The organism is Roseibium aggregatum IAM 12614 (genome assembly GCF_000168975.1).
GTDB classification, from domain to species: domain Bacteria; phylum Pseudomonadota; class Alphaproteobacteria; order Rhizobiales; family Stappiaceae; genus Roseibium; species Roseibium aggregatum.
In genome coordinates, this window is sequence record NZ_AAUW01000001.1 from 422,553 (window position 1) to 437,513 (window position 14,961).

The window sequence follows — 14,961 nt, forward strand, 5'->3', positions numbered from 1 at the left end:
GCACTGAGACTGCATCCTAACAAAGGGTGGTGAGTCCACTGTTAACTTGGCGAAGCCCTAAAAATAACGCTCGCGGACGTAAATTGTGTCACCAGGACGCACCGGGTCCGAAATAGGAACACGGCCGTTTAGAATTTCACCGTTGAGCTGGCGGGTGATATCCACATTGGATTGAAGCGCCCGCGAGCTGAATCCACCCGCTGTTGCGATGGCATTTTGAACGGTCATGCCGGCAACGTAGTTGTACTGGCCCGCATTTTGCACTTCACCCATGACGAAGATCGGGCGGTAGGTATCGACCTCCACCGAGACGTCCGGATCGCGGATATAACCCTGGCGCAGCTTGGCTGCGATTTCGGCTGCCAATCCTTGCTGGGTCTTGCCGCGCGCAGCAACGCTGCCGACCAGAGGGAAGGAAATATATCCTGCCTGATCAACAACATAGGTATTGGACAGGTCATCCTGGCCGAACACAATAATGCGCAGCTTATCGCTTGAGTCCAACCGGTAAGGCTGGGTCAGTGTTTCGTGAAACGCTGTCGGCGGCTGTCTGTACCCGCTGCATGCAGCAAGGCCCAGGCACAGGCCCAGGACAACAAGCGCTCTCGTTCGCATCAACGACTCTCCTACAATTCGGAGACAGGATCGCGCTTTATGGTTAATTGAGGGTGAAGAGCACAAAAGACATGCTGGAGCCCCTGTCAAATTTGCGCATGCATTAATTAACAGGGCTGCCTGGGAGACTGTACCCAGCTTAACCGAACGCTTACCATAATTCGACATAGTTTGCCGGTATTTTGGAGTTTCAATCGATGAATGCTGAACGGCAGACACATTCCGAAGACGATATGGCGCTGGATCTGGGTGGTCTGTTGCGGACGATCGCCCGATCTCTGGGCTGGCTGTTGCCGCTCACGCTTTTCGTAACCGTTGCCGTCTTTCTGGGGCTCCAGTTTGTTGCGCCCAAATACAAGGGCGAAGCGCGGCTCATTATTGAAAGCACGGACAATTTGCCCGGTGCCTCGCGAGGGCAGGAGGAGGAGCGGGCCCTGCTGGACAGCGAAGGTGTTGTCAGCCAGGTGCAGCTTCTCAAGTCCGCTGACCTGGCGCGTCGCGTTGCGAGCAAGCTCAACCTTGCTGCAATTCCCGAATTCGATGCCAATGACGACGGCAGCCTTGTGAACCTTCTGTTGTCTCTGGTCGGGCTCGGCACCGAGACGGAAGGCAACAGCCAGGAGGAAAGGGTCCTCAAACACTATTACAAGAACCTGGAAATCTACCGGCTGGAAGGCTCCCGCGTCATCGCGGTCGATTACACGGCCGAAAGCCCGGTTCTGGCTGCCAAGGTAGCCAATACGATTGTCGATGAATATCTGTCGGTTCAGTCCAGCGCCAAACGTCAGACGACCGAGCAGGCCTCAGCCGCTCTGGAACCCCAGATTGTCGAACTTCGCAGGGAGGTTCAGGCCGCCCGTCAGGCAGTGTCTGATTTCCGCGCCCGCGCCGACCTTCTGATTGGTGCCGACAATATCCCGCTTAATCAGCAGCAGCTTGCCGAAACGAGCACGGCTTACTCCGACGCCCAGTCCGCCAAAGCCGAGTCGCAGGCAAAAGCCGATCTCATTCGCGAACTGTTGAATTCGGGCGCTTCGCTTGAAACTGCCAGCGATGTTCTGAATTCCGCTCTCATTCAGCGCCTTCGCGAGCGACAGGTCGAAATTCAGTCGAACATTGCCGAACTCTCCATCACGCTGCTGCCCAACCATCCTCAACTGAAGGCTTTGCAGTCTCAGCTTGGCGACTATGACCGGCAACTCCGGTCGGAAGCGCGCAAGATCCTGCAGGGTCTGGAAAACGATGCCAAGGTGGCAGACCAACGCGCGAAGGCGCTTGGAGAACGCCTCGACGAGTTGAAAACGGCGGCCGCGAAGTCCAACGCCGACCAGGCGCGCCTCGCGGAACTGGAACGGGGGGCCAATGCCAAGGCAGCCCAACTTGATCAGTTGCTTTTAAGTTATCAGGAAGCCGATTCCCGCTTGCGGGCACAGGTTCTGCCCGCCGATGCCAGGATCATCTCCCGGGCCAGTGTGCCGGTCGAACCGGCTTCGCCCAAAATCCTTGCCAGCACAATCATCGCCGCACTTGTGACCTTCATTCTGGGGTGCGCCTTTGTGCTCATGCGTGAATTCCTGAACGGCAACGCGCTCTACCGAATGCAGGATGGCACTTCTGCGGGACAGCGCGTTGCACCGCATATGGAAGACCGCCCGCAGAGCGGACCTGACGAGTTCATGCGAGGTGAAAACCCTGGCTGGGGAGGGGGCTATGGTCAGACCGTCGCCAGTTACAGGATTGAACCTGGTGAATGGGGCAAATCCGATACGCTTCGCGCAGCAGAACCGGACCTGCCTGAGAGCATAGAGAGCAAGGAAAGCATTGAAAGCATCCGGGAACCTGCCGAAGAAGCAGGTTCTGGGCAAACGCCGGAGTCACAAACCGGGCCACAACCCGAGCCATCGGAAAAAACCGTGCGATCAAAAAGACGCGTCGGGCTTCTGTCCGGCAAGTTTCTTAGGCGCAAAACAAAGACCGGCGATGATCAGGAGGGCAATCCAGATCGGGTGGGTGACATGCGGGGCTCAAAGGACCCCGATGCGGATGCTCCGGAAGCGGACGTGACGGCAGTCGCTGCTGTCGCGGCAACAAAAACCGGCAGACGTGACAAGCGTGAAGAACAACTGAAGACGACGCATGCGGACGATGTCGAAGCGGCAGGACGCGTCGTTGTTCTGAGTGTCGATGACGAAGCCCTGTCTCACGAACTCGCATTCGACCTGATCCGGAAGGCCGCAGGACGCGGCAAGTCCTCGCTCATCATGGAGGTCTTCCCCGACCAGTCCAACCCGAAGGGCGCGGAAGGGTTTTCGGACATCGTCGCCGGGTCTGCTCCCTTCGCCAAGGTGGTCTACAGGGATGCAGGGTCGAAGGCGCATATCATCGAGGCGGGCCGGGTCGAGATCACGGACGAGATGGTGAATTCGGAGCGTTTCAAACTGGCTCTTGAAGCAATCAAGTCGACATATGAAACCGTCGTCGTTGATCTTGGCGCGATTGATGGATCGCTGGCAAGTGCCCGCATGTTGAGCTTCGCGGACAGGGTCCTGATCGCCGCGTCCGCCCCCGATCACAGTCACGAGCTGCAAAGCGCGGCGAATCTTCTGGCGCACAACACAGGAGCCAAGGTGGAAGTCGTGATAGCAGGTGGTGCCGGTCCGGGGCCTCGGCAAAACGGCGATGGCCACGCCGCCTGAAGGTGGGGCCCACACTGGCGGGCAGGCGCTTTACTCAGCTGCGTTGACTGAAGTCTGCTTTCCACTTTCGCAGACGCCGGATCAGCGGCCAGAGGGTTGCTGAATTGCGCAGATGGGCCTTGGTTTTCAACCGCGCAGCCTCCAGGCGCAAGCGTAACGCCCCCTTCCAGCTTATCGCGAGCAGACTGTCCTTGAGCAACACAGGCTCCGCCCAGTCGGTCTTGTAACGTTCTTCCCCAAGGCCGAGATCAAGTGTGTCGAGCGTTGGGTCCATACAGGCCCGTTCGATGATTTCCTTGATCAGCACCAGACCAGGGCTGTTGGGCAACATGTCGTCGTGGGCAACGCTGTTGCTGTAAGCGTAAAGGGTCTTTCCATGTTCGGCGCACAGATAGGTTGCCCGGATGTGACCTCCCGCTTCTAGGTACCAAAGATCGAGCGGATGACTGGCCTCACCCTTCATGTCGGTGGTTGCGTTGAGCCCTAGCGCGCTGGAGAGAAACGTCCTGGCCGGGGCTTGCGAGAAGGCATTGGGGATGCCCGCCGCTTTCGCTCTGACGGCGCGTTGTTCGAAAAAGGCGTCCAGGCCGCGTTGCCTGTCTGCGCGGTCAACGGCCTTGGCAACCCGGTAGTCGCCAGCGTCACGCAGATGCCGCTCCTTGCGCAGAAGGTTCTTGCGTGCCGACTTGCTGTGTGTGGCGTTGAACAGTTGACCGAAATCGGCGGGCAGGGCGCAGGCAAAAACAGGGCTCGGGCTTGGTGTTGCACTCTCCAAGACCAGCGGATGGCCGCGTCCGTGCCAATTGTCTGGAATGTTTTCCAGTTTCAGGAGATCTGCCCCGGTCTGCCGGCAGGCGGAAGACAGCAGGTCTTGCATCTCTGCCGGAGTGACCTTGCCATAGAAATCGGCATTCCAGAGCCCGGTATTCTGGTTGCCGTTCTGGTGACCTAGAAATGTCAGGGTGGACGTGCCGGCGGACCTTTCCAGTTGCAGAGGCAGGATGACGACGGGCTCACCCTGATGTCGGGCGACGACGACTACCGGGGTGCAATTCAAGCTCCTGCCAATCGTTTCGAACCAGCAGCAAAGCCAGGAGGGGGACTGGTACGGATTGCTGTGCGGCACACTCATTAGTTGTTGCCAGTCGGCCAGTGCTTCGCTAAGCCTCGTGAATATGGACAATTCAAGATCGGCGCTGACCATGGTGCTCACCTCACAACCGCGCGCATGGTGAACAGGCTGAAACGGCTTTTGAAAATTGGATAAACCATTTTGAACGAACATAAAGGACACACTGGACGCCGCGCTGGCAGATCGAGCTAAGTCTCGATAGATTTAGCAATAATTGTTAAAGAAACCGTGCCTAACTGGCACATTCTAGCAAAGTGGACATCTCGGCCACATGGGCATGCGGCAAAAAACGATTACACGCGCATTCAGTGTGCTGAAGGGAACAGGGCTTGGCCGTATGCTGGCGCCGTTTACCCAGGGCTGCGGTGCCGTGTTTATGATGCACCACGTCCGGCCGCCACGTCTTGATGCTTTTCAGCCGAACCGTCATCTGGAGATCACGCCCGAGTTTCTGAAACTTGCGATCGAGCGGATCCGCGCCAACGGTTATGAAATCATCTCCATGGACGAAGCCGTCGACCTGCTCAAGTCCGGTTACGGGCATCGCCGCTATGCGGTTCTGACATTCGACGACGGCTATCGGGACAATCTGACTGTCGCCTATCCGGTCCTGAAGGAACTGGATGCCCCTTTCACGGTGTTCGTCACCACCGGATTGATCGACCGCACCAGTGAGCTGTGGTGGCTCGCCCTGGAGCAGATCATCGCGGAAAACGAGGAAGTGGTCTTCACCGAAGCGGACGATACTGCCGGTATCCCGTGCAGAACCCTGGCGGAAAAGAACGCGTGTTTCGATAAGATCGTCGATCATCTGACGCTGGAAGTCGGCGAACTGGATCAGCGCAAGATCATTCGGGCGCTTGCCGAAAGATACGGCGTTGATCTGCAAGCTCTTGCGGACGCGCAGATGATGACCTGGGACGAGACGCGCCAACTGGCTGGCGATCCGCTGGTGACCATCGGTGCACACAGCCACAATCATTTCGCCATGGCGCGGCTGGACGCGGACGCTGCCTGTAAAGACGTGAGCAAGGGGCTGGAACGGCTCGAGGAAGAGCTTGGGCGCCGGCCGAAGCACTTTGCCTATCCGTATGGAAAATCACACGCGGTCTCTCAGCGCGATGCGGATATTTTGCGGGAGATCGGTTTTGCTTCGTCTGTAACGACGCTTCCCGGGGTGCTGCAATCCATCAACGCACGTGACTTGATGATGTTGCCGCGCGTCTCGCTGAATGGGCGTTTTCAGGACCCTGCAGTCATCGACCAGTATCTGACAGGCGCACCTTTCGCGCTGTACCGGGCCGCCCGGTGGGCCGCCAACGGTTTTGGCGTCAGGTCCGGTTTTTCCCGCCTCTTTCCATCCACCAGATAATCGCCCCCGCAGGGATCACCCAGGCCAGGCCGGCGATGCCGAAGTAGATGAAGCGGACCGTGTTGGAGGACTGCTGCAGGGTCATGTCGCCGATCACCATCGCGATGAGCGCGTAGACCACCACGAAAACAACCAGCAGCACCATGCCGATAAACTTGCGAAACGAGGGAACCATTGTCAGGCGTGTCCGTAATGCGTGAGTGAAGCCGCGATGAGGGACCTTTTGCCGCAAAACGTCCCGGACCGCTTGCCGTCTTGCTTCTGCACCTATATCTCCGCAAGCCAAAGGTCAAACTCACGATAAACATTTCCGGAAGCGGGTCATGATTGCAGTTGCAGAAGGTGTGAAGAGCGAACAGATGCTTCCGGCCAGATTGCAAAAGGTGAGGCAGAACAGGGCTCTCATCCGATGGTGGCTTTACTGCGTGTGTGCGCTGATCCTGGCCATGGTCGTTGTCGGCGGAGCAACGCGGCTGACCGAATCCGGCCTGTCGATTACCGAGTGGAAGCCCATTCACGGTGTCATTCCTCCGCTCAGCGAAGCCGAGTGGGAAGAAGAGCTGGAAAAATACCGGCAAATTCCTGAATACCAGCTCATCAACAAGGGCATGAGCCTGGAGGAATTCAAATTCATCTTCTGGTGGGAATGGGCACATCGGCTGCTTGGCCGCTTCATCGGTGTCGCGTTCTTTGTGCCAATGGTGGCGTTCTGGGCGACCGGAAGGATCGAGCCCTGGCTGAAACCCAGATTGCTTGTCGGCCTTGCGCTTGGCGGCCTGCAGGGGTTCGTCGGCTGGTGGATGGTGGCGTCCGGACTGGTCGACCGTGTGGATGTCAGCCAGTACCGGCTGGCAACCCATCTGACGCTCGCACTGTTCATTTTTGCCTATCTTTTCTGGATCGCAAGGCGGCTCACACCGCTGCCAGAACCTGAGAGCGTAGAACAGGAGCGTCTCGCCGGGCTGGGGAAACTGGTCCTTTGCCTGGTCTTTGTCCAGATTTTCCTGGGCGGTCTCGTCGCCGGGTTGAACGCCGGTTTGACCTTCAACACCTGGCCACTGATGGATGGCCAATTCATCCCACGCGGCATGTTGGCCATTCAGCCGATCTGGCTGAACTTTTTCGAAAACGTGATGACGGTCCAGTTCCAGCACCGCATGATGGCCTACGTTCTGGTGTTCACCGGTGTTGCGCTGGCCTGGGCGACGTTCCGGGTGAGCCGGCGCAAGGAACTGCGCCGGGCAGGTGCTCATGTCGGTGGGTTCGTGCTGCTTCAGGCACTCTTTGGCATTCTGACACTGCTGTGGCACGTGCCGCTGTCCATCGCCCTGGTGCATCAGGGCTTCGCGGTCATCGTCCTGGCGGCTGCGGTCGACTATGTGGCCGTGCTGAAAGGCCCGTTTGCCATCCGCACCTAGGCTCTGGAAAAGGTACGTTTACGCGGAAACAGGCTGGGGTGAGGAAACTCCTTACTCCACGCTTTATGTTCCTCCATTGTCATCCCGACCAAGCGAAGCACGCGCCTGGATCGGGGAGGAACAGGGCTGAGTATGTTCGTGAAATCAGTTGAGCCGCAGTGGTTCGCCGACCCCCGATTTTCGTTTCACCTAAGGCCTTGAGGACTGACCGGGAATGGAGACCACAAAAAAGCCCGCCAATCGGCGGGCTTTTTGTTTTTTAGGTTGTTGCTTCTTATCCGGCGAGCGCCTGATCGAGATCGGCGATGATGTCATCGACGTCTTCCAGCCCGACCGAGATACGCACCACATCCGGGCCTGCTCCGGCAGCAGTCTTTTGTTCGTCCGAGAGCTGGCGGTGCGTCGTGGACGCGGGATGGATGATGAGGCTGCGCGTGTCGCCGATGTTGGCCAGGTGCGAGAACAGCTCCACCTTGCTGACCAGTGCCACGCCCGCATCGTACCCGCCTTCCACGCCGAAGGTGAAGACCGCGCCTGCACCCTTGGGCATGTACTTCTGCTGCAGGTCGTGGTGCTTGTCCTCCGGCAGAGCTGCGTAGGACACCCATTTCACCTTGTCATGGGCTGCAAGATGAAGCGCGACTTTCTTGGCGTTGTCCGAATGACGCTGCATACGCAGAGGCAGGGTTTCGATGCCTGTCAGAATCATGAAGGCGTTGAAGGGAGAAATTGCGGGGCCGAGATCGCGCAGGCCAAGCACACGGCAGGCGATGGCGAAGGCAAAATTGCCGAAGGTCTCGTGCAGAACAATGCCCTGGTACTCCGGCCGCGGCTGGGACAGCAGCGGATAGTTGCCGCTGGCAGACCAGTCGAAGCTCCCACCGTCGACGATAATCCCGCCCATGGAATTGCCGTGGCCACCCATGAACTTGGTCAGCGAGTGCAGAACGATATCCGCACCGTGTTCGATCGGGCGGCACAGGTAAGGCGTTGCCATGGTGTTGTCGACTACAAGCGGCACACCCTTGGCCTTTGCGATTTTCGCAATTGCCTCGATGTCGACAACGATGCCGCCCGGATTGGCGAGGCTCTCGATGAAGATTGCGCGTGTGCTGTCGTCAATGGCAGCTTCAAAGGACGACATGTCGGCCGGATCGGCCCACTTCACGCCCCAGCCGAAGCTTTTGAAAGAATGTTTGAGCTGGTTGATCGATCCGCCATAGAGCTTGTTGGCAGCCACGATGTTGTCGCCCGGCTGCATCAAGCTGTGGAAGCACAGGAGCTGCGCTGAATGGCCGGAAGCCGTTGCAAGCGCGGCGGTGCCACCTTCAAGCGCTGCAACACGCTCTTCCAGAACGGCTGTCGTCGGGTTGGTGATCCGGGTGTAGATGTTGCCGAAAGCCTGCAGACCGAACAGGGAAGCGGCATGATCGACATCATCGAAGACGAAAGAAGTGGTCTGGTAAATCGGCGTCGCCCGTGCGCCTGTCGATGGATCCGGCGCTGCGCCAGCGTGAATCGCAAGAGTGGAAAAACCCGGAATATTTTCGCTCATAAAAGACCTCCCTGTTGGATTGGCGGCCAGTTTGACCGAAGCCGCAGGACAGGTCAAAGAACGATTTTGCGGTTTTGTAAGCTAAAGGAAATTAAGTTTGTCAAAGCTTTAGGCTGAATTGGCCTGGGTCGACACCGGCCGCACCATGGCGAAAGTCCCTAATGGTGGGAACGGGTGTTGCGGTTCTCCAGCTTTACGCCGAAATAGACACCGAACAGCAAAGCGGCCGCCAGAAGCGGCAGGCCCCAGGCCAGAAAGGTCATATCTCCGAGGACAGCAAACAACGCGGCCTCCCTCGCGTTTCAGAAATGCCAATACGAGGGATAAAGTTAACGATGTCTTATGGATGAAGCGCAAAGAAATTCGCCGGTATTCGGGGCAAATTGAGTGAAAGCTCTTATAAATAGAAATTAAAATTTTCAGATTTCGTCGGACGGAACGCCTTTCGAGCGTTTGGCATCGCGGGCTTTGCCCGCAGCCGTTTTCTGCAGATATATCAGCACCGCAATACAGACGACGAAAGCGACAGTCGCCAGCCCGAAAATCATCACCCATGCCCTCTTGAAGCTGCCTTCAAAGGCGGATACCCGCCGGAAAGCAGACCAAAGCCTCACCCCGATCGGGTGACTATAGCAGAAACATGCAGGGCTTTGCAGCAAGAGTGCATACATTGCCCCCGACTTAACCGCCACTTTGTTCCCGCTCGCCGGAACCGGCTTGCTCGCGTGTCCAGGTTTCGTCGCGATGGGCGAAGGGCGAGCCGTGTTCGGCTCTGTTCACGAAGGCAAACAGCAGCAGGGCGACCAGACCCGCCATGGCCATGAGAACCCACTCGAATGCGGTAAACAAGGTCGGGTCCTGGGTCATGCTGCCTCACGCTGCTGATGCCATCCGGTTGAGTATCCGGGACGCCCGGATCTCGGTCAACGAGCTACCGGGCGGGCGTTGTGCGAAGCTGGTGTGTCGGGGAAATCAGCTTTCTTTTTTCCCGGAAAGCCCACGATGCTGGAACCCGGATTTCAGGGCAGGGCGCTTGGAGGAAAGCGTTCTGGAATTTACGCCTGCCCAGCCGATTTCGCCGGACAAGCGGCCGTATTCGATCTTCGGACAGCGGTCCATCACCATCTTGATACCGGCTGCTTCCGCACGCGCCGCAGCCTCGTCATGGCGGACGGTCAGTTGCATCCAGATGACCTTGGGCAGCTTTCCGCTGGCAATCACTTCGTCAACGATTGCGCCGGCAGCTTCGGAATTGCGAAATATATCGATCATGTCCGGCACTGCAGGCAATTCGTCCAGAGACGCATAGACCTTCTGACCCAGGATCTCCTTGCCCGCCTGACCCGGATTGATGGGCCACACTTCGTATCCCTTGGACAAAAGATACTTCAGCACAAAATAGGACGGCCGAACGTTGTTGGCACTCGCGCCGACCATGGCGACGGTTTTCACTTCGTCGAGAATGCCCTTGATATAGGCGTCCGCATAAGTGTCGTGATTCATGGAATGGAGATCCTCAGATTTGACGGGCTATCCAATGCGAAATGCCGCCGGGCCGCAAGGGGCCTTGTGCCGCATTCCGGTCTTCCTCGAAGAATTGTGAAACGGTGACGGCCGGGTCAGTTACCGGCAAAGCCTCAGGCCAGCTTTGCCGCCTGATCCTTTCTGAGTTCCTTGCGGATCATCAGCTTCAATCCGGACCAGGTTTCGTCGACCGCACAAACCTTGACGTCCACAAGGCCCATCGGCAGGCAGAGTTCGCGAATGGTATCTTCGGTGATATCGGTTGGAACCTTGCTGGCCTTTTTCGGCCAGGACACCCAGATCATGCCGTTGGGGGCCAGCAAGTCCCGAAGGGCTGCCAGATGGCCGGCGAGATCCACCCGTTCGGTGATAAACACATGTGCGCAATCAAGAGCAGGCTCGGGCGCGGCAAGAAGGACCACGCCAGGTTCTTGTATCTGCAGCAAGGTGGAAATGTCTTCCGGCATCTGGTGACGCCAGCAAACCATTCCGGGTTTCAGTCCAAGTTTTGCGGACAGCGGACGTCCGGAGTAACCGGCTTCAGGCATATGTTATCCTTGATGCCTCGAAGCGGCAGGCCGGATCAGCTGTCTGTCCATTCAGGTTTGCGTTTCTGCAGAAAGGCGTTGATGCCTTCTTCCGCGTCCCGGGCCATCATGTTCTCCACCATGGTTTGTGCTGCAAAATCATAGGCATCCGACAGTGGCATTTCCAACTGACGGTAGAAGGCTTCCTTGCCGATCTTCAGCGTCTTGGAGGACTTGGAAGCAATCGATTCAGCGTATTTCTGAACGACCTGCTCCAGGTAGTCGCGCGGGACGATGCGGTTGATCAGGCCGAAATCCTTGGCCGTGGACGCATCTATGCTTTCGCCGGTCAAAAGCATTTCCATGGCCTGCTTTGGCGCGACATTGCGCGACAGCGCGACCATGGGCGTGGAGCAGAAGAGGCCGATATTGACGCCAGGCGTGCAGAAGGTGGCCGTGTCGGTGGCAATGGCAAGATCGCAGGAGGCAACCAGCTGGCAGCCGGCTGCGGTTGCAACGCCCGTCACCACGGCAATCACCGGCTTGGGCAGGCGTACGATCTGCTGCATCAGGTCCGAACACTGACGCATGATCCGCTCATAGGTGGCCTTGCCGCCGTCTGCTTCTGCGCGGGCGGCTGTCAGTTCCTTCAGGTCGTGCCCCGCACAGAACACCTTGCCCTCCGCACCGAGCAGGACAACACGCACGGCGGGGTCTTCACCGGCTTTGCGCAACTCGCCGGCAAGAGCGGTCATCATCTCGCTCGACAGCGCATTCATCCGCTCCGGCCGCTGCATCACGATCCGGTAGACGCCTTCATGAAGAAGCGTTGCGAGCATCGGCTTCTGGATCTCGTCATTTGCGGCGGTTTCAGACATGGAACGCTCCTTCAGGGTTGGCTTTGCTGTTGTTATAGCCGAGGCGGGCACGGCGGCGAAAGTGTCCCTTCGGCTGGTGACGGCCTCCGATCACAGATGGTTTATCTGACGAAGCGTCAAGTTGCTGGCGGTTCCTCCGGTTTCGGCTATCCTTTCGGCATGTGGAGGCTTTCCAAAGTCCGCTCGCTTGCTGGCGCAGCCGCTTTGCTGCTGGCGTCTCTTGGTCCCGCGCTCGCGCAGGAACAGGTCGACGTCGCTCTGGTTCTGGCGGTCGACGTGTCGCGCTCCATGTCCCCGGAAGAACTCCAGATCCAGCGGCGCGGCTATGCCGCTGCCATCGCCAGTCCGGAGGTGGTCCGGGCAATCGGCTATGGTGCTCACGGTCGGATCGCTCTCATGATGTTTGAATGGGCCAATGAAAGCCACGCGCGTGAGATTGTCGGGTGGTCGGTGATTGAGAATGCGGAGGACGCTGAGGCGTTTGCCGACAAGGTTCTGGCAGACAACACCTACGGGCAGAGGCGAACCTCGATTTCCGGCGCGATCTGGCATGCCTCGGCCTTGCTTGCCGACGCCCCGTTCAAGGCGGACCGGCGGGTGATCGACATTTCCGGGGATGGTCCCAACAACCAGGGAGCACCCGTGGTGCAGGCCCGCGATGCCGCGGTGGAGGCCGGGCTGGTGATCAACGGATTGCCGCTGATGACCACCGGAGGCATGGGCTTCCAGTTCAATATTCCGGATCTTGACGTCTATTATCAACGCTGTGTCATCGGCGGACCCGCCAGCTTCGTCATTCCGGTGAACGACTGGGAACAGTTTCCCGAAGCCGTCCGCCGCAAACTCATTCTGGAGATCGGCGGTGTCAAACCGCCCGAGCCGCAAGTCATCCCGGCCCAATTCACCTTCGAGGAACCTTACGATTGCCTCGTGGGCGAAAAGATCTGGCGGCGCATGCGCGAGCAGTATTTCTGGGATCAGTAGCGGCAAATCCGGTCTGCCGCCGTATCGTGCTTGCCGGCTTTTGCGTTCAGACCGTCAGCCCCGGCGCCGCCTCCGCCTGCGTTCTCCACCGGCTGCATCCGAACCGGCGTCGGCCTCCTTGCGCTCCGGCAACTCGACGGCCGCCCGGAGGTTGGGGAAGGGATCGACCTTGTTGGGCAGGGCCATGGCATTGACGAAATGCTCCTGGAACTTCGGCTCCAGCGCCGTCTCGATCTTTTCGATATCCCGCACGGTCTGTTCGATCTCGCGTCTGTAGCCCCGGTTGAGCAGCGCCATGCGCGCGCCTGTGCCGGCTGCGTTGCCGACGCCGGAGACACCTTCCAGCGGGCAATCGGGAATGAGCCCAAGGATCATTGCGTATTTGGGGTCGATATAGCTGCCGAAGGCACCGGCCAGACGAATGCGGTCCAGATCATAGGTGCCAAGTTTGTCCTGCAGCAGTTTGACGCCGGCATAAAGCGCGCCCTTGGCAAGCTGGATGGCGCGAATGTCCGTCTGCAGGATCGAGATTTCGATCCCTTCGCTGGCAACCAGATACGAGAACGTCCGGCCGGTGGATTGAACGCGCGATGTCCGCCCCGCCATCGAGCCATTGATCACGCCATCTTCGGTGATGAGCCCGGCTAGATACATCTCGGCAACCGCCTCGATGATGCCCGAGCCGCAGATGCCGGTGACGCCGACAGTGTCGACCTTTTCGGCAAAACCTTCTTCGTCCGACCATTCGTCGACGCCGATCACCTTGAAGCGCGGCTCGAGCGTTTCCTTGTCGATGCGGATGCGTTCGATAGCGCCGGGTGCAGCGCGCTGGCCGGAGGAGATCTCAGCGCCTTCGAACGCGGGGCCGGTGGGAGAAGAAGCTGCCAGCAGCCGGTTCTTGTTGCCCAGCACGATTTCCGCATTGGTGCCGACATCCACAAGCAGTGTTATCTCGTCAAGCTTGTACGGGCTTTCTGCAAGCGTTGCAGCCGCCGCATCGGCGCCGACATGTCCGGCGATGCAGGGCAGCATGTAGACACGGGCTCCCGGGTTCAGTTCAAGGCCCAGATCGCGCGCGTTCAGCACCATGGCATCGGAAGCCGCCAGTGCAAAGGGAGCGCCGCCAAGCTCCACCGGATCGATGCCGAGGAACAGATGATGCATCACCGGGTTGCCGACAAAGGTCGCGTCGAGCACATCGGAACGTTCCGCCCCGACATCACCGACCAGCTTGCCGATCAGCGCGTTGATGGCATCGCGCACGGCCTTTGTCAGATCCGGCAGTTTCGACGGGTTCATCTGCACATAGGACACCCGCGACATCAGGTCTTCGCCGAAGCGGATCTGCGGGTTGGATGTGCCGGCAGAGGAAACCGTGCGGCCGTTCTGCAGGTTGCACAGATGGGCGGCGATGGTGGTGGAGCCGATATCGACCGCAAGACCGTAGACCGCGGGCTTTTCACCGGGCCAGAGCGCCACCAGCGTTGGCAGGACGCCTCTGTCCTCGTGGATGGCGGCAGTTACCTGCCAATTGCCCTTGCGCAAGGTCGTCTGCACACTCGTCAGCAGGATCGGGTCGATTGTGAGGTCGGCAATTCCGGTCTTGGCAATCAGGGCTTCGCGCAGCCGGTCAACGTCTCCGCGCGGCGTCTCCATATCTGGTTCGGCAATCGCAACGGATACCAGCGAGATCGCGCTGTCGGCTTCGATGTTGCGAGCCTCTGCGCGTTTGCGCACGACCTGGCGGTTGGTCTGTGCATCGGTCGGAACATCGACGACAAGGTCGCCCAGGATCTTTGCCTGGCAGGAAAGCCGCCTGTCCGCAGGAAGTTTGCGCAAGGTCGCATAGCGGGTTTCCGCTTCGGTGGCGCCTTCCAGGTTCTCCGCTGCGCTTGTCAGGTTTTCCTTGGTAAAAGTGCCCTCGGAAATCGTGATCTGGCAGCGCCCGCAGATCCCGCGCCCGCCACAGACCGATTCCACATAGACCCCGAGAGAGCGGGCTGCATCCAGCAGCGGTGTGCCGACGGGAAAGGTTCCCCGGCGCCCACTTGGCTGGAAAACGACTTTGGCGTGTTTGACTGTTTCGGTCATGGCTGCGGTTCTTGCGCTATCAGTTTTGTAAACTCTGCGGGGATATCCCCCGACCCGTAACCTCTCTCGGTGAAAGGGAGGCGGCTTTGGGCTGTACCTGTCGTAACGAAGTCATCCTGACGACGACTTCGGCTCTTGCGGATTGAAACGTGCCCCTGGACACGCAAAA

Annotated in this window: 15 protein-coding genes; 4 read left to right on the plus strand and 11 right to left on the minus strand. The window is 58.8% G+C overall.

The features are described from left to right. Positions 1-57: 57 nt before the first annotated feature. Positions 58-615: a polysaccharide biosynthesis/export family protein gene (locus tag SIAM614_RS01950; RefSeq protein WP_040438785.1), complete on the minus strand. Its 558-nt coding sequence runs from the start codon at positions 613-615 to the stop codon at positions 58-60. A gap of 197 nt (positions 616-812) precedes the next feature. Here SIAM614_RS01950 and SIAM614_RS01955 point away from each other — a divergent pair, with 197 nt between their 5' ends. Further along, positions 813-3,311, plus strand: a complete 2,499-nt coding sequence (locus SIAM614_RS01955; RefSeq protein WP_006931620.1) for an exopolysaccharide transport family protein — start codon at positions 813-815, stop codon at positions 3,309-3,311. A gap of 34 nt (positions 3,312-3,345) precedes the next feature. On the opposite strand, the gene SIAM614_RS01960 is transcribed toward SIAM614_RS01955, so the two are convergent. Further along, positions 3,346-4,368: a GNAT family N-acetyltransferase gene (locus SIAM614_RS01960; protein WP_157139621.1), complete on the minus strand. Its 1,023-nt coding sequence runs from the start codon at positions 4,366-4,368 to the stop codon at positions 3,346-3,348. A gap of 352 nt (positions 4,369-4,720) precedes the next feature. On the opposite strand from SIAM614_RS01960, the gene SIAM614_RS01965 reads away from it, so the two are divergent. Beyond that, a complete protein-coding gene (locus tag SIAM614_RS01965; protein ID WP_208983868.1) occupies positions 4,721-5,815 on the plus strand; it encodes a polysaccharide deacetylase family protein in 1,095 nt (364 codons plus the stop codon). On the opposite strand, the gene SIAM614_RS01970 is transcribed toward SIAM614_RS01965, so the two are convergent. Next, positions 5,775-5,990: a DUF2842 domain-containing protein gene (locus SIAM614_RS01970; protein WP_006931629.1), complete on the minus strand. Its 216-nt coding sequence runs from the start codon at positions 5,988-5,990 to the stop codon at positions 5,775-5,777. The genes SIAM614_RS01965 and SIAM614_RS01970 overlap by 41 nt on opposite strands. Positions 5,991-6,138: 148 nt before the next feature. On the opposite strand from SIAM614_RS01970, the gene SIAM614_RS01975 reads away from it, so the two are divergent. Then, complete coding sequence (locus SIAM614_RS01975) at positions 6,139-7,233, plus strand: COX15/CtaA family protein (protein WP_006931630.1); 1,095 nt, start codon at positions 6,139-6,141, stop codon at positions 7,231-7,233. Positions 7,234-7,507: 274 nt separating this feature from the next. On the opposite strand, the gene SIAM614_RS01980 is transcribed toward SIAM614_RS01975, so the two are convergent. The 7 genes from SIAM614_RS01980 to SIAM614_RS02000 form a co-directional block, all read right to left on the minus strand. After that, positions 7,508-8,788 carry an O-acetylhomoserine aminocarboxypropyltransferase gene (locus SIAM614_RS01980; RefSeq protein WP_006931631.1) on the minus strand — a complete coding sequence of 427 codons (1,281 nt, stop codon included), beginning with the start codon at positions 8,786-8,788 and terminating at the stop codon, positions 7,508-7,510. Positions 8,789-8,946: 158 nt separating this feature from the next. Continuing rightward, the gene (locus SIAM614_RS33275; protein WP_267871933.1) at positions 8,947-9,072 is read right to left on the minus strand and encodes a hypothetical protein; all 126 of its coding nucleotides are present in this window, start codon (positions 9,070-9,072) and stop codon (positions 8,947-8,949) included. Positions 9,073-9,207: 135 nt separating this feature from the next. After that, positions 9,208-9,339, minus strand: coding sequence for a hypothetical protein (locus tag SIAM614_RS33280; protein ID WP_267871934.1), 132 nt, complete (start codon positions 9,337-9,339; stop codon positions 9,208-9,210). Positions 9,340-9,469: 130 nt separating this feature from the next. Continuing rightward, the gene (locus SIAM614_RS01985) at positions 9,470-9,655 is read right to left on the minus strand and encodes a hypothetical protein (protein WP_006931637.1); all 186 of its coding nucleotides are present in this window, start codon (positions 9,653-9,655) and stop codon (positions 9,470-9,472) included. Positions 9,656-9,760: 105 nt separating this feature from the next. Then, complete coding sequence (locus tag SIAM614_RS01990) at positions 9,761-10,291, minus strand: CoA-binding protein (RefSeq protein ID WP_006931638.1); 531 nt, start codon at positions 10,289-10,291, stop codon at positions 9,761-9,763. Between the two features lie 134 nt (positions 10,292-10,425). Then, positions 10,426-10,860, minus strand: coding sequence for a DUF3052 family protein (locus tag SIAM614_RS01995; protein WP_006931639.1), 435 nt, complete (start codon positions 10,858-10,860; stop codon positions 10,426-10,428). A gap of 35 nt (positions 10,861-10,895) precedes the next feature. Beyond that, complete coding sequence (locus SIAM614_RS02000; RefSeq protein ID WP_006931640.1) at positions 10,896-11,717, minus strand: enoyl-CoA hydratase; 822 nt, start codon at positions 11,715-11,717, stop codon at positions 10,896-10,898. Positions 11,718-11,813: 96 nt separating this feature from the next. Between SIAM614_RS02000 and SIAM614_RS02005 the strand changes: the two genes are divergently transcribed. Further along, positions 11,814-12,701 carry a DUF1194 domain-containing protein gene (locus tag SIAM614_RS02005; RefSeq protein ID WP_006931641.1) on the plus strand — a complete coding sequence of 296 codons (888 nt, stop codon included), beginning with the start codon at positions 11,814-11,816 and terminating at the stop codon, positions 12,699-12,701. A 54-nt stretch (positions 12,702-12,755) separates the two neighbouring features. Here SIAM614_RS02005 and SIAM614_RS02010 read toward each other — a convergent pair whose 3' ends face one another. Beyond that, positions 12,756-14,792 (minus strand): ASKHA domain-containing protein, encoded by a 2,037-nt coding sequence (locus SIAM614_RS02010; RefSeq protein WP_006931642.1) that lies wholly within the window; start codon positions 14,790-14,792, stop codon positions 12,756-12,758. Between the last annotated feature and the right edge of the window lie 169 nt (positions 14,793-14,961).